This is a genomic window from Candidatus Methylomirabilota bacterium, assembly GCA_036005065.1.
Classification (GTDB): domain Bacteria; phylum Methylomirabilota; class Methylomirabilia; order Rokubacteriales; family DASRDR01; genus DASYQW01.
Genome location: DASYQW010000042.1, coordinates 1 through 17,416, shown reverse-complemented (window position 1 = coordinate 17,416; position 17,416 = coordinate 1). Strand labels below are relative to the sequence as shown.

At 70.7% G+C, this 17,416-nt stretch carries 22 protein-coding genes; all 22 read left to right on the top strand.

Translation table 11 applies throughout. The features are described 5' to 3' along the window. The first annotated feature begins 311 nt into the window (after positions 1-311). Entirely contained in the window at positions 312-1,721 is a 1,410-nt protein-coding gene (locus tag VGW35_02875) for a DUF222 domain-containing protein (GenBank protein HEV8306587.1), read from the top strand. A 151-nt stretch (positions 1,722-1,872) separates the two neighbouring features. Beyond that, positions 1,873-3,237 carry a TrpB-like pyridoxal phosphate-dependent enzyme gene (locus tag VGW35_02870; protein HEV8306586.1) on the top strand — a complete coding sequence of 455 codons (1,365 nt, stop codon included), beginning with the start codon at positions 1,873-1,875 and terminating at the stop codon, positions 3,235-3,237. A gap of 73 nt (positions 3,238-3,310) precedes the next feature. Continuing rightward, complete coding sequence (locus VGW35_02865) at positions 3,311-4,471, top strand: acyl-CoA dehydrogenase family protein (GenBank protein ID HEV8306585.1); 1,161 nt, start codon at positions 3,311-3,313, stop codon at positions 4,469-4,471. Between the two features lie 49 nt (positions 4,472-4,520). Then, positions 4,521-5,690, top strand: a complete 1,170-nt coding sequence (locus tag VGW35_02860) for a thiolase domain-containing protein (protein HEV8306584.1) — start codon at positions 4,521-4,523, stop codon at positions 5,688-5,690. Between the two features lie 49 nt (positions 5,691-5,739). Further along, positions 5,740-6,021, top strand: coding sequence for a hypothetical protein (locus tag VGW35_02855; protein ID HEV8306583.1), 282 nt, complete (start codon positions 5,740-5,742; stop codon positions 6,019-6,021). After that, positions 5,999-6,211, top strand: a complete 213-nt coding sequence (locus VGW35_02850) for a DUF2283 domain-containing protein (GenBank protein ID HEV8306582.1) — start codon at positions 5,999-6,001, stop codon at positions 6,209-6,211. Before VGW35_02855 ends, VGW35_02850 begins: the two co-directional genes overlap by 23 nt. A gap of 28 nt (positions 6,212-6,239) precedes the next feature. Next, positions 6,240-6,779 carry a protein-tyrosine phosphatase family protein gene (locus tag VGW35_02845; protein HEV8306581.1) on the top strand — a complete coding sequence of 180 codons (540 nt, stop codon included), beginning with the start codon at positions 6,240-6,242 and terminating at the stop codon, positions 6,777-6,779. Beyond that, positions 6,776-7,042: a hypothetical protein gene (locus VGW35_02840; GenBank protein HEV8306580.1), complete on the top strand. Its 267-nt coding sequence runs from the start codon at positions 6,776-6,778 to the stop codon at positions 7,040-7,042. The genes VGW35_02845 and VGW35_02840 overlap by 4 nt, the downstream gene beginning before the upstream one ends. A 118-nt stretch (positions 7,043-7,160) precedes the next feature. Next, the gene (locus VGW35_02835; protein HEV8306579.1) at positions 7,161-7,427 is read left to right on the top strand and encodes a hypothetical protein; all 267 of its coding nucleotides are present in this window, start codon (positions 7,161-7,163) and stop codon (positions 7,425-7,427) included. A 4-nt stretch (positions 7,428-7,431) separates the two neighbouring features. Then, positions 7,432-7,908, top strand: coding sequence for a zinc ribbon domain-containing protein (locus VGW35_02830; GenBank protein HEV8306578.1), 477 nt, complete (start codon positions 7,432-7,434; stop codon positions 7,906-7,908). Beyond that, a complete protein-coding gene (locus VGW35_02825) occupies positions 7,905-8,309 on the top strand; it encodes a cobalamin B12-binding domain-containing protein (GenBank protein HEV8306577.1) in 405 nt (134 codons plus the stop codon). The genes VGW35_02830 and VGW35_02825 overlap by 4 nt, the downstream gene beginning before the upstream one ends. After that, positions 8,309-9,943, top strand: coding sequence for a methylmalonyl-CoA mutase family protein (locus VGW35_02820; protein HEV8306576.1), 1,635 nt, complete (start codon positions 8,309-8,311; stop codon positions 9,941-9,943). The genes VGW35_02825 and VGW35_02820 overlap by 1 nt, the downstream gene beginning before the upstream one ends. A 172-nt stretch (positions 9,944-10,115) precedes the next feature. Beyond that, entirely contained in the window at positions 10,116-10,850 is a 735-nt protein-coding gene (locus VGW35_02815; protein ID HEV8306575.1) for a methyltransferase domain-containing protein, read from the top strand. A gap of 44 nt (positions 10,851-10,894) precedes the next feature. Beyond that, positions 10,895-11,176 carry an AbrB/MazE/SpoVT family DNA-binding domain-containing protein gene (locus VGW35_02810; protein HEV8306574.1) on the top strand — a complete coding sequence of 94 codons (282 nt, stop codon included), beginning with the start codon at positions 10,895-10,897 and terminating at the stop codon, positions 11,174-11,176. After that, positions 11,173-11,565: a PIN domain-containing protein gene (locus tag VGW35_02805; protein ID HEV8306573.1), complete on the top strand. Its 393-nt coding sequence runs from the start codon at positions 11,173-11,175 to the stop codon at positions 11,563-11,565. Before VGW35_02810 ends, VGW35_02805 begins: the two co-directional genes overlap by 4 nt. Positions 11,566-11,575: 10 nt before the next feature. After that, entirely contained in the window at positions 11,576-12,331 is a 756-nt protein-coding gene (locus VGW35_02800; GenBank protein HEV8306572.1) for a methyltransferase domain-containing protein, read from the top strand. 110 nt (positions 12,332-12,441) lie between these two features. Further along, positions 12,442-12,744 (top strand): cupin domain-containing protein, encoded by a 303-nt coding sequence (locus VGW35_02795; protein HEV8306571.1) that lies wholly within the window; start codon positions 12,442-12,444, stop codon positions 12,742-12,744. Continuing rightward, complete coding sequence (locus tag VGW35_02790; protein ID HEV8306570.1) at positions 12,744-13,940, top strand: CoA transferase; 1,197 nt, start codon at positions 12,744-12,746, stop codon at positions 13,938-13,940. Before VGW35_02795 ends, VGW35_02790 begins: the two co-directional genes overlap by 1 nt. A gap of 10 nt (positions 13,941-13,950) precedes the next feature. Beyond that, positions 13,951-14,502 carry a Uma2 family endonuclease gene (locus VGW35_02785; protein ID HEV8306569.1) on the top strand — a complete coding sequence of 184 codons (552 nt, stop codon included), beginning with the start codon at positions 13,951-13,953 and terminating at the stop codon, positions 14,500-14,502. Further along, positions 14,499-15,362, top strand: a complete 864-nt coding sequence (locus tag VGW35_02780; GenBank protein HEV8306568.1) for a xanthine dehydrogenase family protein subunit M — start codon at positions 14,499-14,501, stop codon at positions 15,360-15,362. Before VGW35_02785 ends, VGW35_02780 begins: the two co-directional genes overlap by 4 nt. Next, complete coding sequence (locus VGW35_02775) at positions 15,355-15,870, top strand: (2Fe-2S)-binding protein (GenBank protein ID HEV8306567.1); 516 nt, start codon at positions 15,355-15,357, stop codon at positions 15,868-15,870. Before VGW35_02780 ends, VGW35_02775 begins: the two co-directional genes overlap by 8 nt. Before the next feature lie 8 nt (positions 15,871-15,878). After that, positions 15,879-17,416 (top strand): xanthine dehydrogenase family protein molybdopterin-binding subunit (locus VGW35_02770; protein HEV8306566.1); only part of this gene is annotated, 1,538 nt, incomplete at its 3' end.

The window sequence follows — 17,416 nt, the reverse complement described above, 5'->3', positions numbered from 1 at the left end:
GGATTCCAGGGGCCGGCGCACGCCCCGCAGCGCGTGAGGGCACGCCCTGCCGAAGACCCCGGCTGATGGATAGAAGGCTCTTCCGGCTTTCGTATGGGCAGCACTTTTTACTTGACAGCTTCGTCCGAGGGGCCGCGGCGCGTGTCGGCGGTATGCTCCCGATGCCCTCCCAGCGGCCCGTGCGGGGCCGGTGATGGGCCGCGGAGCGCGACGGCAGTGAAAAACCATCGCCTCGTCACGGGATCGCCGCTCCTGGACGCTCCCAGGCGGCTCGAAAAGGCGGGTGTAGTGTGGCTCCAAGGGAGACCGCCATGGACATGCACACGCCCATCATCGCCGTTGCCCCGGAGCGCGTCGTGGAGCTGGAGCGGCTCGGCGACCAGATCGCCGAGCTGTCGGCGCACCTCGAGGCCGCCGGCGCTCGCCTCCTTGACCTGATCCGCGAGTTCGACGCGCGCGGGGGCTGGAATATCGGGTTCCGCTCCTGCGCCGACTGGCTGAGCTGGCGAGTGGGCCTGGCCCCGGGGGCGGCCCGGGAACGCGTGCGGGTGGCGCGCGCCCTGGGGACGCTGCCGCTCCTGGCCCAGGCCCTCGCGCGCGGGGAACTCTCGTACGCCAAGGTCCGGGCTCTGACGCGCGTCGCCACGCCTGAGACCGAGGAGCGACTGCTGGGCGTGGGGCGGGGCGGCACGGCCGCCCAGGTCGAGCGGATCGTGCGGGGCTGGCGCCGAGTGGACCGGCAGGCTGAGGCGAAGGAGAGCGCGCGCCGGCACGCGAGCCGCGCGCTTCACGTCTACGAGGACGCAGACGGCACGGTAGTGGTCCGCGGGCGGCTGGCGCCGGAAGTGGGCGCCCTCCTCCTGCAGGCCTTGGCCGCGGCCCGCGAGACGCTGTACCAGCAGAGGCGTCGCGAGGAGACCGCCACCTCACCGACGGACGCGTCCGCCGACACGCCCACCAGGGCCCAGCAGCAGGCGGACGCGCTGGCGCTGCTCGCGGAGACCGCCTTGCATCACCGTCTGGATCCCGGCGGACCGGGCGAGCGGTACCAGGTGGTGGTCCACGTCGACGCGCCGGTGCTGGCCGACCCCGATCAGCCCGGGCAGTCCGTCCTCGCGGGCGGGACGCGCGTTCCCGCGGAGACGTCGCGACGCCTGGCGTGCGACGCGAGCCGGGTGATGATGCGGCACGACGGGGACGGGCGCCTCCTGGAGATCGGGGCCCGGACGCGGACGATCCCCCCGGCGCTACGGCGCGCGCTCCAGCACCGGGATCGGGGCTGCCGATTCCCGGGCTGCGGGGTCCGGTTCGGCCAGGGGCATCACGTCGGGGTCTCGCGCCCCGGGCGGCGGGGCCCCAGCCCCGCGACGCCCGGAGGCGCGCACATCCGCCACTGGGCTCAAGGCGGTCCGACCACGCTCTCCAACCTCGTCCTGCTCTGTCGCCGGCACCACCGCGTGGTCCACGAAGAGGGCTACCAAGTCGAGCGGGAGCCGGACGGCGCGCTCGCGTTCCGGCGGCCGGACAGGCGGGCACTCCCCGACGTGCCGCCCCCGGCGCCGGCGCCCGCCGATCCGGTCGAAGCTCTCCGGGCGCAGAACCACGCACTCGGGCTCCAACTCCACGCGTGGACGGCGTGCCCGACCTGGCTCGGGGAACGGCTGGACCTGGCCTGGGCTCTCGACGTTTTGCATCCCGCCGCCACGCAAGGCGCGAGGTAGGGGGCGTCGGCCAAGTCCGCGGCGCGGTTGACATTCGACGGCGGCGGGGGCTACAGTGCACTCACACCCGTGGTGCACCGTCGTAACCCCGCGCATCGCCGACCCGTCGTCGCCGACCATCGGACTCCGTCCCCCGCATAGGAGGCCAGCCGTGGCGCAGACGAAGTTCGTGCTGGACGAGAAGGACCTGCCGACCCGCTGGTACAACATCCAGGCCGACCTCCGGGAGCCGCTCCCCCCGGTCATCCACCCGGGGACGCTCCAGCCCATCGGGCCCGCGGATCTGGCTCCGCTCTTCCCGATGGAGCTGATCAAGCAGGAGGTGAGCCAGGAGCGCTGGATCGAGATCCCGGAGCCGGTCCGGGACGTGTGGCGCCAGTGGCGGCCGACCCCGCTCTACCGCGCCCACCGGCTCGAGAAGGCGCTCGATACCCCGGCCCGCATCTACTACAAGTGGGAAGGCGTCTCGCCGGCCGGGAGCCACAAGCCGAACACCGCCGTCGCCCAGGCCTACTACAACAAGCAGGAGGGCGTCCGGCGACTCACGACCGAGACGGGCGCCGGTCAGTGGGGCTCGGCGCTGGCCTTCGCCAGCCAGGCTTTCGGGCTCGAGTGCAAGGTCTACATGGTCCGCGTCTCCTACGAGCAGAAGCCCTACCGGCGCATCATGATGGAGTCGTGGGGGGCCAAGGTTCTGCCGAGCCCCTCCACCGACACCCACGCCGGCCGGGAGATGCTGGCCAAGGATCCGCAGTCGCCGGGCAGCCTCGGCATGGCCATCTCGGAGGCGGTGGAGGAGGCCGCCCAGCGCGAGGACACCAAGTACTCGCTCGGCTCGGTGTTGAACCACGTCCTCACGCACCAGACCGTCATCGGTCTCGAGGCCCAGAAGCAGCTCGAGATGGCCGGCGACCGGCCGGATGTCCTCATCGGCTGCATCGGCGGCGGGTCGAACTTCGCGGGCTTCACGTTCCCCTTCCTCCAGGAGAAGCTCGGCGGGAAGCGCGGCGACCTCCGCGTGATCGCCGTGGAGCCCCAGGCCTGCCCGAGCCTCACCAAGGGCGAGTACGTCTATGACTTCGGCGACACCGGGCAGATGACCCCGCTGGTCAAGATGTACACGCTGGGCCACTCGTTCATCCCGGCCCCGATCCACGCCGGCGGGCTCCGGTATCACGGGATGGCGCCGCTGGTGTGTGCTCTCTACGACGCGAAGGTCATCGAGGCGGTGGCCGTCCACCAGAACCCGACCTTCGAGGCCGCGCTGACGTTCGCCAAGACAGAGGGGTTCTTGCCCGCCCCCGAGGCAGCCCACGCCATCCGGGTCGTCATCGACGAGGCGCTTCGCTGTAAGCAGGCCGGCCAGCGGAAGGTCATCGCCTTCAACTTCTGCGGTCACGGCTACTTCGACCTCTCGGCCTACGAGCGCTACATGGCGGGGAAGCTCGAGGACTTCGAGTACCCGGTAGAGAAGGTCAAGGAGGCCCTGTCCGGTCTGCCCAAGGTTACCGCGTGACCCGAGACTCCCGCCCCCCCTCACCCTGCCTCTCCCCCGGAGGGGGAGAGGAGAAGGGGTTGAGGCAGACCCGGTGGACTTCAGGCTGACCGAGGAGCAGGAGGCCTTCCGCAAGGCCGTCGCCCGCTTCGTCGACACCGAGGTGGTCCCGGTGGCCGACCGGCTCGACGAGGCCGGGGAGTTCCCCCGGGCGCTCTTCCGGAAGCTCGGCGAGCAGGGCTACCTCGCCCTCCGCTATCCCGAGGCCTACGGCGGCGCCGAGGCGGACATGGTGACGTATTGCCTCTTCGCCGAGGAGATGGCGCGGGGGTCCCTGTCGCTGGCCGCCCTGGCCGCCATGCAGGGCCTCATGGGGACCTACTTCGTCTTCAAGTACGGGAGCGATGAGCTCCGCCAGCGCTACCTGGCCCCCGCCCTCCGCGGCGAAAAGGTCGCGACCTTCGCCCTCACCGAGCCCAACGCCGGCTCCGACGTGGCCAGCATCACGACCCTGGCCGAGCGGGTGCCGGACGGCTGGCGCCTCACGGGCGCCAAGACCTGGGTGACCAACGCCCCGGTCGCCGACATGCTGACCGTCTGCGCCAAGACCTCACCGGAGCGGGGCATGAAGCACATCGCGCTGTTCCTGGTGGACCGGCAGTTCCCCGGGGTGACGCTCGGCAAGAAGATCGACAAGCTCGGCGTCCGCGCCTCCGAGACGGGCGAGATCATCCTCGACGGGGTCGTCGTCCCCGACGGCCACCTCCTCGGCGGAGAGACGGGCGGCGTCGAGAAGGTGGGGACGATCCTGTCCGAGATCCGCGTCATGACAGGCGCCCTCTCGGTGGGCCTCGCCCGCGCCGCCTACGACGCCGCCCTCCGGTACTCGCGGGAGCGCGTCGCATTCGGCAAGCCGATCGGCGAGCACCAGGCGATCGCCTTCAAGCTGGCCGACATGCTGACCCAGCTCCACGCGGCGACGCTCCTCGTCTATCACGCGGCCTGGTGCCTGGACCACGGCCTCCCGGTGACCCGCGAGGCGGCCATGACCAAGCTCTTCGCCTCCGAGGCCGCCAACCGGATCTGTGACGAGGCCTCGCGGATCTTCGCGTCGTACTCGTTCGCCAAGGAGTACCCGATCGAGCGCTACTTCCGGGATGCCCGGTTCCTTCTGTGGGGTGGCGGGACCAGCGAGATCCTGCGCGTCGTGATCGGGCGCGACCTCGACCGGCCGCCCACCCTCGGCTCACCCTGAGACAATGAGACCCCGGCGAGACCCGGGTAGCCGGAAGGGAGCAACGAGCATGCGGAAGGTAGCGGTGGTCGGGGCGGGAGTGTCGAAGTTCGGGGTGCGGAAGGCGACCTTCCGCGACCTGATCTGGGAAGCCGGCAAGGCGTGCTTCGACTCGGTGCCAGCCATCAAGCCGGCCGATGTGCAGGGCCTGGTCGTCGGCTCGGTCATGCCGGAGCGGACCGCCTTCCAGAGCCACATCTCCTCCCTGGCGGCCGAGGCGCTCGGGATCAAGCCGGACCGGCTGTCCGCGCGGACCGAGCACATGTGCGCGTCAGGCACGGTGGGGATCCGCTACGCCTACGCCTTCATCGCGGCCGGACTGGCCGACCTCGTCATGGTCCTCGGCGTGGAGAAGCTCAACACACCGGGGGGCGAGGAGGCGATCCTGAACATGGGGACCGGGGTGGACCGGGAGTGGGAGGCGGCCCACGGCCTCACGGCGCCGCCGTGCTTCGCCCTGGCCGCCCAGGCCCACATGACGAAATACGGGACGACCGAAGCCCAGATGGCGATGGTGAGCGTCAAGAACCACAACCACGCTACCAAGAACCCCTACGCGCACTTCCAGAAGGGCGCCACCCTCGACCAGGTCCTGTGCTCGCGGATGATCTCGACCCCGTTCCGGCTCTTCATGTGCTCGCCGATCACCGACGGCGCGGCCGCCGTCATCCTCGCCAGTGAGGAGCGCGCCCGGGACCTCACGGACAAGCCCGTGTGGATCCGCGGCACGGGCCAGGCGCTCGACGGCTTCATGCTCTCTTCGCTGCACGCGGACTACGCCCACTGGCCGGCGCTGAAGCGCGCGGGTGAGCACGCCTACGACATGGCCGGCATCCAGCCCGGCGACGTCGACGTGGCCGAGGTCCACGACTGCTTCTCGATCGCCGAGATCATCGCCTACGAGGAGCTCGGATTCTGCGCGAAGGGCGAAGGCGGGACGTTCGTCGAGAAGGGGCTCTCGGACTACGGCGGCCAGGTGGTGGTGAACCCGCGCGGCGGCCTCATCGGCTGTGGCCACCCGCTGGGGGCCACCGGCACCGCTCAGGCCGCCGAGATCTTCTGGCAGCTCCGCGGCGAGGCGGGGGCCCGCCAGGTGCCGGAGGCGCGGATCGGGCTCACTCACAACAACTCGGGGATGGGCGAGCATGTCGTGGTGATCTACGGGAGCGAGGCCGCATGAGGGTCAGCGCTTCCGTGGTCGCCTCTTGGTGAATTCGCCACGTGACGTGGTGAGGATCGTCTGGATCAAGCACGCGGAGGATCGCCAGAGGCAGTGGGAGAGAGTACTGGGTATCACACGTGACGAGATAGAGCAGCTGCTCGCCCGGCCCGAGCAGATCACTCCCGGAGACGGCGACGTCCTGGTAGCCCGGGCGAGACGGGGACCGGGTTTGATCCGCGTGCCGTTCGTGTCGGAGAAAGACGGCAGGAGAGTCCTCACCGTATACTGGACCAGCAGAATCGAGAAGTACTGGAGGGAACAACAGGATGAGGATGCGGTACGACCCTGAGGCCGATGTTCTCGTGTTGGTCCTCCGAGAGGACCCACCCGTCGACGCCGTCGAAGAGCCCGGGGGCGTGATTGTCAGCTACGCCAGGAGCGGAGAGCCGGTCAGCGTCGAATTCTTGAACGCCGGCGCCAGGCAACTGATCGCCCGCGGTCAGTCCAGCGTCCCCATAGACTCCGGCCGAGGCCTGTGACGCGGGACAGACACGCGGGCGAGGCGGCATGAGGCCCGTCGCCCACCCCCGGATTCCCGCCGGCGGGCGCCTGTGGGGGGCGAGCCGACCCGGCTATCCCGACGCGCCGGTGACGCCCCGCCAGATCGAGGCGGCGGTGCGGGAGTGGGCGGGTCATGGCGTCGACGTCGTCGTCACCCTGATGGAGGACGAGGAGCTGACCCGGATCTGCCCCGGCTTCCTCGACGCGCTCCGCCGGCACGGCCTCGAGTCGCTCCACTTCCCGATCCCGGACTTCGGGGCGCCGGGCGACGCGCCGGCGTTCTGCGAGCTGGTCGCCGAGGTGCGGGCCCGGCTCGCCCGTGGACAGGGCGTCCTCGTCCACTGCAACGCCGGCCAGGGGCGAACGGCGGTCTTCCTGGCCTCCGTGCTCAAGGCGTGCGGCCACCCCGGGGACGCCGTAGAGGAGATCCGCCGGATCTATTACCAGGACGCCATGCGCGGGGTGGCTCAGGAAGCCTTCGTCCGCGGCCTACCCTTACCGCCCAACGCTGACGGGTCGGAGGGCGCCGGGCGCGACCGGTCATGACGGCGCCCAGGATCGCCCCCTTCGGCTCGTGGCCATCGCCGATCACGGGGGACCTCATCGCGGCCGACTCGATCAGCTTCTACGAGGTCCTCCTCGACGGGGACGACGTGTACTGGGTGGAGGGCCGCCCGCCGGAGAGCGGACGCTACGTCGTCGTCGGCCGCTCGCCCGACGGCCGGGTCGGCGACGTGACCCCCGCGCCCTACTACGCGCGCACTCTCGCGCACTCGGTTCTCGTCTTCAGGACTGCTCTGACGTTCTGATCGCCCGGCCCGGAGGCCAGTAGACTGGCTCCCGCTCGGGAGAGTAGACTCTCGCCTGAAGGACTCCCGAAGGATTCCTGTCCCCGACAGGCGCGGATGCGGCGGCGCGAGGTGATCCATGACGACGGTTGATGCGACGCTGGCCCGGCGGCTCTCCTACCGGCTCGACACGCTGTGGGACTTCGACTACGAGCCCACCCACCACGAGCTCGAGTCCCTCTACGAGACCGCCAAGAAGAACCAGTGGAACGCCTCGACCGCCATCGACTGGAGCCGGCCGCCTGCTCTTCACCGCGGTCCTGATTCCGCGGCTCCAGCGGCTCGGGCTCCTCTCCCAGCGGGTCGAGCCGCGCTACCGCGCGATCGGGCTCCTGGACTGACCTGACGCCGTGGGACAGGACGAGAAGCCCGCGGGCGGCGCCGCCCTCTATCTCCGCGCGGTCGACCCGTTCCCGCTCCAGTCACCCGAGTTCAACAAGCTCCACGAGTTCTACGCTTACCTGGCCGTCGAGCGGCTGACGACGACGCGCTGCCGCGGCTGCGGGCGCATCGACTGGCCACCGCGGGGGTTCTGCCCCGATTGCACGGGCGAGGCCTACGACTGGATCGACCTGCCGCACGAGGGCCGCATCCACGGGTTCACGGTCCAGGAGACCGGGGTGCCGGCGGGATTTCCCCGACCGCTGGTCTTTGCCATCGTCGAGGTGGCCGGCCTCCGGATCTTCGCCCCGCTCGTCGAGGTGGCAGACCCGGCGCGCGTCACCATCGGCATGCCCGTCCACTTCACCCGGCTCCGCGTCGCCGACGACCCGCAGGGGAAGCCCCGCTACCTGCCGGCCTTCACGCCGGTGAAGTCAGCGCCGTGACGGATCGGCCCCTCAAGGTCCTGGTCGCCAAGCCCGGGCTGGACGGTCACGACCGCGGGGCCAAGGTCGTGGCCCACGCCCTCCGGGATGCGGGACTCGAGGTACTCTACTCCGGGCTCAAGCGGACCCCGGAGGAGGTCGTGGCCGAGGCGATCCAGGAGGATGTGGACGTGATCGGCCTGTCGATCCTCTCCGGGGCTCACCTGACGCTGACGGAGAAGGTCCTGGAGCGCCTCGACGCCGCCGGTGCCGGCGATGTCGCCGTGGTGGTCGGCGGGACGATTCCCGCCAAGGATGCGGAGGCGCTCGCCGCCCTGGGTGTCCGGCGCGTGTTCCCGATGGGGACGCCGCTGCCCGAGATCGTCGCCTTCTTCAAGTCGTTCGAGCGAGGAGCGCGGTGATGGCTGAGCAGCCACCGAAGCGAAGCGAGACCAGGATCCGCGACGTGACCTACCTCGATGGGATTCCGATCAGACCCGTCTACGGACCGGCCGAGCTCGCCGGGTTCGACCACGCGCGCGACCTGGGCGAACCCGGCCAGTATCCGTTCACCCGGGGCATCCATCCCCACATGTACCGGGCGCGCGTCTGGACGATGCGCCAGTACATCGGCTTCGGGACCCCGCGTGAGACCAATGCGCGCTTCAAGTACCTGATGGCCCGCGGCCAGGACGCCTTGAACGTCGCCTTCGACCTCCCGACCCAGCTCGGCCTCGACTCCGACGACCCGCGGGCCGAGGGGGAGGTCGGGCGCGTGGGAATGGCCGTGGACTCCCTCCTCGACATGGAGGAGGCCTTCGACGGCATCCCGGCCGACGGGGTCTCGATCTCCTTCACGATCAACTCCATGGCGGCCTTCATCCAGGCGATGTTTCTGGTGGTCGCCGAGAAGCAGGGGGTCGCCTGGGACCGGGTCGTCACCACCCCCCAGAACGACATCCTCAAGGAGTTCGTGGCCCGCGGGACGTGGGTCTATCCCGTGGATCCGTCGCTCCGACTCGTCTGTGACATCGCGGAATTCTGCGCGCGGCACGCCCCCAAGGTGAACCCCATCTCGGTCTGCGGCTACCACATCCGGGAGGCGGGCTGCACGCCGGCCCAGGAGATGGCCTACGGCCTCGCCATGGTGGCCGCCTACACGGACCTCCTCATCCGGCGGGGCCTCGCCGTCGACGACTTCGCCCCGCGCCTGAGCTTCAACTTCACCTGCTGGGGCCGCCTCTTCGAGGAGGTGGCCAAGTTCCGCGCGGGGCGCCGGCTCTACGCCCGGCTGATGAAGGAGCGATTCGGGGCGAAGAATCCGCGGTCGATGATGTTCCGCTCGCTCATCGGAGGCGGAGGCTCCGCCTTCACGGTCCAGGAGCCGGAGAACAACATCGTGCGCGGCGCCTACCTCGCGCTGGCGGCCGCGCTCTCGGGCGCCCAGACGATGGCGCTGCCCACCTACGACGAGGCTTACACGATTCCCTCGCCGAAGGCCCAGCTCCTCGCCCTCCGCACGATGCAGATCTGCGCGGAGGAGACGGGTGTGGCCGACACCGTGGACCCTCTGGCCGGGTCCTACTTCGTCGAGGCGCTCACCAACGAGATGGAGGGGAAGATCCGCGAGGAGATGGCGACGGTCGACCGGATGGGGGGCGTGATCGAGGCGGTGAAGTCGGGGGCCCTCCAGGCCGAGGTCGCTCGGCAGGCGTACCGCTTCGAGCAGCAACTGCTCTCCGGCGAGTACCCGAAGGTGGCGGTGAACCGCCATGTGGCGCCGGACGCCGAGCCGGAGGCCTCCCGGAGCCTGGAGCTCTACGCGTTCGACCCCAGGGTGGGCGAGGCCCAGGTCGGGAAGCTCGTCCGCCTCCGGCGCGAGCGCGACGGCGCCGCGGTCGGGCGGGCCCTGGCGCGCCTTCGCGACGGCGCGCGGGGCACGGAGAACCTGATGCCGGCGATCCTGGAGGCGGTACGGGCCTACGCGACGCTGGGAGAGATGGCGGGCGCGCTGCGCGAGGTGTGGGGGGAGCACAAGGAGCCCCTGGTCTTCTGATGGGCCGGCCCGGGCCGATACCCGTCGCAGCCCGTCGTCCTCGGTCGTCGGCGGGCCTCAACGTATGCGGCATACGCCTCGGGCCGCCTCCTTCCTGCGTCCTAGGGCTGCTCGGGTCTCGGCCCGGTTCCATCGCCGGACCCGGTCGCGCTGCTGATCCGAAGGTCTTCTGATGGGCCGGACGCCGCCGGCGGAGGCCTGGCAGGGCTACAAGGCGTCGAGCTTCGAGCGGCTCGAGCTCGTCGAAGGTGACCACGTCCTCGACGTGGGCTGCGGCACCGGAGAGGACGCGCTGGAGATCGCGCGCCGGGTCCCGGGTGTCGCGGTGATCGGGGTCGACGTCGGCGAGGAGAAGATCGCCGAGGCGCGGCGGCGGTCCCTCGGTGTCCCCCGGCCCGTCGACTTCCGGGTAGGCGACGCCTATCGTCTTCCGTTCGAGGCGGCCTCGTTCGACGCCTGCCGGGCCGACAAGGTCTTCCACCACCTGGACGATCCGGCCAAGGCCCTGGCCGAGATGATCCGGGTGGCGCGCTCCGGCGCTCGGATCGTCGTCAGCGATGTCGACTACGACACGCTCATCGTCGAGGCGCCCGACCGGGCCCTGACGCGGCGCATCCTGAGCTACCACTGTGACCGCATGCCGAGCGGCGCCATCGGCCGGCGGCTGCCCCAGCTCTTCCAGGGCGGGGGCCTGGGCGCGGTCGAGGTGTTCCCGACCGCGGTCACCGTCAGCGAGCTCGACGACTCGGTGCTGAAGCTTCGGGACAAGGCCGAGGCCGCGGCGACGGCGGGCGTGGTGTCGGCCGCCGAGGCCGCACGGTGGCTCGCCTCCCTCGAGGACGCCGACCGGGCCGGGGGCTTCCTGTGCGCCGTGACCGTCTTCACGGTCCGCGGCCGCCTGCGATGATACCGCCCGTTGCATGACCGAGTAAGACGAGTTAGTCTTACTTCATGCCACGCCAATCCTCAGTGGTCCGGGTGAGCTCCAGAGGCCAGATCGTCATCCCGGCCGCGCTGCGCCGCAAGCTCGGTCTCCGGGCCGGCCAACCTCTCGCTGTGCGGGCCGGTAAGGGGAGCGAGGTCGTCTTCGTTCCCGTGGGAGAGCACGCAGCGGACGCGGAAGAGATGCTCCGGCGCATCCAGGCCGCGGCCGCGAAGTCGCGGCGTGATCTCGTCGAGGAGCTTCATCTTCGCCGGCGCCAGGAGCGCGCTCGGGAAGGCGTTCGGGGGTGAACCTCGGGGTCGTCGATGCCGGCGTCGTGATTGGCTGGATGCAGAGGCGTCATCGCTCGTTCGCGAAGCTGGAGCGGCTGTTCGTGGCGTGTCGGGGGGGTGAGACCGCGCTCGTGATCTCGGCGGTGAATCTGGCGGAGGTGCTTCTTCACACCGCGCATCTCTCGCGCGTGAGCGGGGTCGATCCCGTCGCCTTGCTGCGGGCCTGGGGCGTTCGAGTCCACTCGCCAGACGAGGCGATAGCCCGGCGGGTGGCGAAGCTGCCGACTTCCCTGGGCGACGGGTTCGCGGCCGCCACCGCGCGGGAGCTGGGCGCCCGATTCCACACCACGGACGCCGAGCTGGTCCGGCAGATCAGGGGGACTGGCCTGGCCGTGACGCGCTACTGACCGCGACGCTGTGACCGCCACCGTCGCGCCCGAGCGTCCCTACGCCTCGCTCGCGCCGTACTTCGCGCAGCTCTTCCAGCCCCGCGGCATCCGGGGGTGGTTCGAACGCAGCCGGGCCCTCGTCGCGGGAACCGGGGTGCGCGGCGGTTGGCACCTCGACGTGGGGGCCGGCACCTGCCGGTACAGCCGCTACTGGACGCGGGCGGGCTTCCGGACGGTCTGCGTGGACCTGCTCATCGAGATGCTCTCCCGGGCGCGGCTCCGCGGGACCGACAGGCGGCTCAGCCGGGTGTGCGGGACGATCGACTGCCTCCGGCCGAGCGAGCTTTTCGACCTGGTCACGGCCGTGGATGACGTCGCCTCGTACGTCGGCGCCCAGCCGGGCGGACTGGAGGCATTCCTCGATCGTCTGGCCCCCCGGATGCGCCGCGGCGGCGTCTTCCTCTTCGACTTCATCACGCCGGCCGGCCGCCGCCGCTACACCTTCCGCAACTCGCGGCGGATCGGCGAGACGCGGATCACCGCCGACAGCCGGGGGCGCTTCGACGAGCAGGGGCGCATCCTGTCGGTGGACCTCACGCTGACGACGCCGGGCCAGGTGGCGCACGAGCGCCATGTGCTCCGGCTCTACACGACCGAGGAGATGGAGCGTCTGCTCCGGCGGGCCGGCTTCGAGGTGCTGGCGATGACCGATCTGTACGACGGCGACGGCATCGGCTACCGGGCCGGCCGGCCCTCCTACGACGTCCTCGCCCGGCGGCGGTGAGGCGGCTCGCGCGCGCCACGTCTGTCGTTGGTCGTCAATCTCAAGACCGCGAAGGCGCTCGGGCTCACGATCCCCCCCTCTGTACTGGCCCGCGCCGACGAGGCGATTCAATGAGCCAGTGGAGCCCCGACCTCAAGCTCGAAGGCCAGATCACGCGCCGGAACCTGTTCGAGAACGAGACGCTCAAGGTCGACGAGGTCACGTTCACGCCGGGGGCGTCGCCGGGCGTCCACACCCACGACGTGGCCGGCGTCCGCTACGTGCTGGAAGGCGACATCCTCTTCCAGGAAGCGGACGGCCGGCGCTGGACCAAGAAGGCCGGCGACGTCTACTGGGAGGGCAAGGGGATCACCCACTACACGAAGAACGTCGGGGCCGGGCGGCTCGTCCTCCTCGAAGTACTGCTCAAGTGATGCTTCTCGACGGCGTCCGGGTCCTCGACCTCTCGCGCATGCTGGCCGGACCGTACGGCTCGATGCTCCTCGCCGACCTGGGCGCGGAGGTGATCAAGATCGAGGAGCCCGGCGGCGGGGATCCCATGCGCGCCATGGGCCCGCCGTTCCTCGGCCCGGACGACAGAGAGAGCGCCTACTTCCTCGCCATCAACCGGAACAAGAAGAGCGTCGCCCTCGACCTCGAGCGGCCCGAGGCCCGCGAGGTCTTCTTCGACCTCTGCCGGGTGTCGGACGTCGTGTGGGAGAATTTCCGCCCGGGCGTGATGGCGCGCCTCGGCTGCGATCCGGCCGCGCTCCGCGCGCTCAACCCGCGGCTCATCGTCTGCTCGATCTCGGCGTACGGCCAAACCGGGCCCTACCGGGACTGGCCGGCTTTCGATCTCGCGCTGCAAGCCATGGGCGGCGCCATGAGCATCACCGGGGAGGAGGGACGGCCGCCGGTTCGGATGGGCCTGCCGATGGGCGACCTGGCCGGCGGGATGTTCGGGGCGCTGGCCGTGGCCGGCGCCCTCTTCCGGCGCGCGCAGACCGGCGACGGTGCCCTGATCGACCTTTCGCTCCTCGACGGCCAGGTCTCTCTCCTCACTTACGTCGCGCAGTATTTCTGGGCCGACGGACGGGTGCCTGGCCGGGTGGGCTCGGGGCATACCTCGGTCGTCCCTTACCAGGCCTTCGCGACGCAGGACGGCTTCCTCGTGGTGGCCGTCTTCGCGGAGAAGTTCTGGGCCGGGTTCTGCCAGGCGATCGACCGGCATGATCTGGTCGACGACGCGCGGTTCGACTCGAATGCCAAGCGCGTCGAGCGGAAGGCCGAGCTCGTGCCGATGCTCGAGGCGATCTTCCGCGGGCGTCCCACGGCGGAGTGGCTCGCGCGCCTCCAGGCGACCGGGGTCCCCACGGCCCCGATTCAGCGCGTCGACCAGGTCCTGAGCGATCCCCAGGTGCGATTGCGGGAGATGGTCGTGGAGCTGGAGCACCCGAAGCTCGGCCCCGTGAAGACCCTCGGCACTCCCATCAAGCCGGCCGGCGCCCCGGCGTTCCGGCCGGCCCCGCCGCCGGCCCTCGGCGAGCACACCGACGCGGTCCTCGGCGGCCTCCTCGGGTACCCCTCGGCGCGGATCGCGGCCCTGCGGCAGCAGGGGATCATCGGGTAGACTCTAGACGATGGCCACGCGCATCGTCCTGACCTACGCCGACTACGCGGCGATCCCCAACGACGGGCGGCGCTACGAGCTGCACGAGGGGGAGCTGTCCGTGACACCGGCCCCAGGAACGAGACACCAGCAGGTCGTCGGCAACCTGTACCTGGCCCTGCGCCATCACGTGGACGCTCATCGTGTCGGGCAAGTATTCGTCTCCCCGATCGACTGCATTCTGAGCGACACGACCATCGTCCAACCCGACATCGTCTACGTGGACAACACCCGGCTGACGGCCGTCAGCGCTCGTGGGATCGAGGGTCCCCCCACGCTGGTGGTGGAGATCCTCTCGCCCGGGACCGAGGCGGTGGATCGGAAGGTGAAACTCCAGATCTACGCACGACACCGGGTCCCTCATTACTGGATCGTGGATCCCGAGAGCCGGACCATTGAGGCTCATGCGCTGACCGAGGGCGTATATGCGGTCACGGCTCGGATCGAGGGGGCTCCAGCCGCGGCTCTGCCGCCATTCGCGAATTTAGCCCTCGATCCGGCGTCGATCTGGCCTGAGCCGTGAGGCCGCGCTTCGCGTATCACCGGCCGACCTCCATCGAGGAAGCCTGCCGGATCCTGGCCCACGAGCCCGGCGCGGCCGTCCTGGCCGGCGGCACCGATCTGATGGTCCATCTCCGGCAGCCCTGGCGCGGGAAGCGGCCGCCGGCGGTGGTGAACGTCAAGCGGATCGCGGGACTCGGCGAGATCGAGGTGACCGAGACCGCCATTCGCCTCGGGGCCCTGGCCAGCCTGACGGCGCTGACCGAGCATCCGGTGATCCGGACCGAGTATCCGGTCCTCCCGTTCACCGCGCGCTTCATGGGGTCGCCGGCCATCCGGAATCTCGCCACGGTGGGCGGGAATCTCTGTAACGCCTCGCCGGCCGCCGACCTGCCGCCGGTGCTGATGGCGCTGGACGCCGAGATCGGCCTCGTGGGCCCTGGCGGCGGCGCCCGCCGGCTCCCGCTCGAAGGGTTCTTTCGGGGACCCGGGCAGACCGTGCTGGCGCCGGGCGAGCTCCTGACGTGGGTCGAGTTCCCCCGGCGCCGCCCGCCCTGGCCCATCCGGTACGAGCGGCTCGATGTCCGCCGCGCCATGGACATCGCCATCGTGGGCGCGGCGCTGTCCGTGGGTCGTGAGGCCGGCCGGGGCCGGGAGGCGCGGGTCGCCCTCGGCGCCGTCGCCCCGACCCCGGTGCGAATCCTGGAAGCCGAGGTCGTGCTGGAGACGGAGGGCCTGACCGACGCAGCCATCGGGCGTGCGGCCGAGCTCTGCATGGCCGCCGCCCGCCCGATCACCGACGTGCGGGCGACCGCCGAGTACCGCCGGGAGATGGTGGGCGCGCTCGTTCGTCGCGGGCTCGAGAGGCTGCGAGATGAGTGATCGCTATCCGCTCGAGCTCGTCGTCAATGGCCGGCGGGTCCGGCGCGAGGTCCCGAGCTCGCAGACGCTGCTGGAGTTCGTCCGCGAGGACCTCCGGCTCACCGGGACGAACCTGTCCTGCGACACGGGCGACTGCGGTGCCTGTACCGTGCTCGTCGACGGCCAGCCCTATACCGCGTGCATCGTGCTCGCCCTCGACGTCGAGGGCCGGGAGGTGACGACGATCGAGGGCCTGGCCGCCCGCTGGCAGGCGCAGTCAGGGGCCGCGCCGCCGAGCCTTCATCCAGTGCAGCAGGGCTTCCTCGAGGAAGGCGGCGCCCAGTGCGGATTCTGCACGGCCGGCATGGTCATGGCGGCGGCGGGCCTCCTCGAGGCGAATCCCGCCCCGACCGAGGCGGAGATCCAGGCCGGGCTGGAAGGGAACCTCTGCCGGTGCACCGGCTACACGAAGATCATCAAGGCGGTCGAGGTGGCGGCCCAGCGAATGCGCGGGCGGCCGGTCCACTGAGGGAGCGAATGCCGACCACGCCGTTCAAGGTCATCGGCACGCGCGTCCCCAAGCTCGACGCCGTCGAGAAGGTGACCGGCGCGGTGCGCTACCTGCCGGATCTCGAAGTGCCCGGCATGGCGTGGGGCAAGATCCTCCGGACGCCCGTGCCCCACGCCCGCATCAAGCGGATCGACACCCGCGCGGCCGAGGCCTTGCCCGGCGTCTTCGGGGTCGTCACCGGATACAACGTCGAGCAGTATCCCTTCGGGTACGCCAAAGACCATCTGGCGCTCAAGAAGGACGTCGTCCGCTGCATCCGCGACGAGGTGGCGGCGGTGGCTGCCGAGACGGAGGAGCTGGCGGCCGAGGCGTGCCGGCTGATCGAGGTCGAGTACGAGGAGCTGCCGGCGGTCTTCGACCCGGTCGTCGCCCTGCGGCCCGACGCCCCGCGGATCCACCCGCAGTTCCCGGGGAACCTCGTCAATTTTTCCTACAAGTTTCAGGCGGGCGACGTGGACCGCGCCTTCCGCGAGGCCGACGCCGTGGCCGAGGGGATCTACACCCTCCAGTACGTCACGACGGCCTGCCTGGGGACGATGGCGGCGATCGCCGCCTGGGACCCCCGCGGCCACCTCACCATGTGGTCCACGACCCAGATCCCGTTCCTCTACCAGCGGGACCTGGCGGAGGCACTGGGGATCACCGGGGACCGTGTCCGCGTGATCCAGCCGCCGGTCGGCGGCAACTTCGGCCGGGGCCTCGACCTCTACCCGATCGACATCATCGCGGCCCTGCTCGCCCGTCACGTGGACCGGCCGGTGAAGATCGTCTTCGACCGCGACGAGGAGTTCCTGGCCAGCCCGACCCGCGAGCCCTGCGCCTTCATGCTCCGCACCGCAGCCCGGGCGGACGGGACCCTCCTGGCCCGCGACGCCAAGGTCATCATCGACAACGGAGCCTACGTCTCGTGGGGCTCGACGACTCCGTACGTCATGATGACCACCCTGGCCGGCTTCTACCGCTGCCCGAACATCCGGTTCGACACCGCCATCGTCTACACCAACAACGTCTACTCGGGCTCCATGCGGGGCTACGGGAACCTGGAGTCCACCTTCGCCATCGAGGCGCAGATGGACGACCTGGCCGAGAAGCTCGGGCTGGACCGCCTGGAGATCCGGAAGCGGAACGCCAACCGCCCGGGCGACGTCACGCCCCAGGGGCTCCGGATCACCACCTGCGCGCTGACCGAATGCTTCGACGCCGTGGCGCGCGACATCCGAAAGCCGGTCGCGCGAGAGCCCCGCCCCGGCTGGACGCGTGGCATCGGCTACGCGGGCATGTTCCACGTCGGCGGCGGAGCCCGTGTCTACCGCTCCGACGGGTGCGGCGCCATCGTGAAGCTCGACGACTTCGGCAAGGTCGCGCTCCTCACCGGCGCCAGCGAGATCGGCCAGGGCTCGGAAACCGTGCTGGCCATGATCGTCGCCGAGGAGCTCGGGATCCCGCTCGGACGCGTCAGCGTCGTCAACGACGACACCGCGGTGAAGCCCTGGGACGTCGGCGT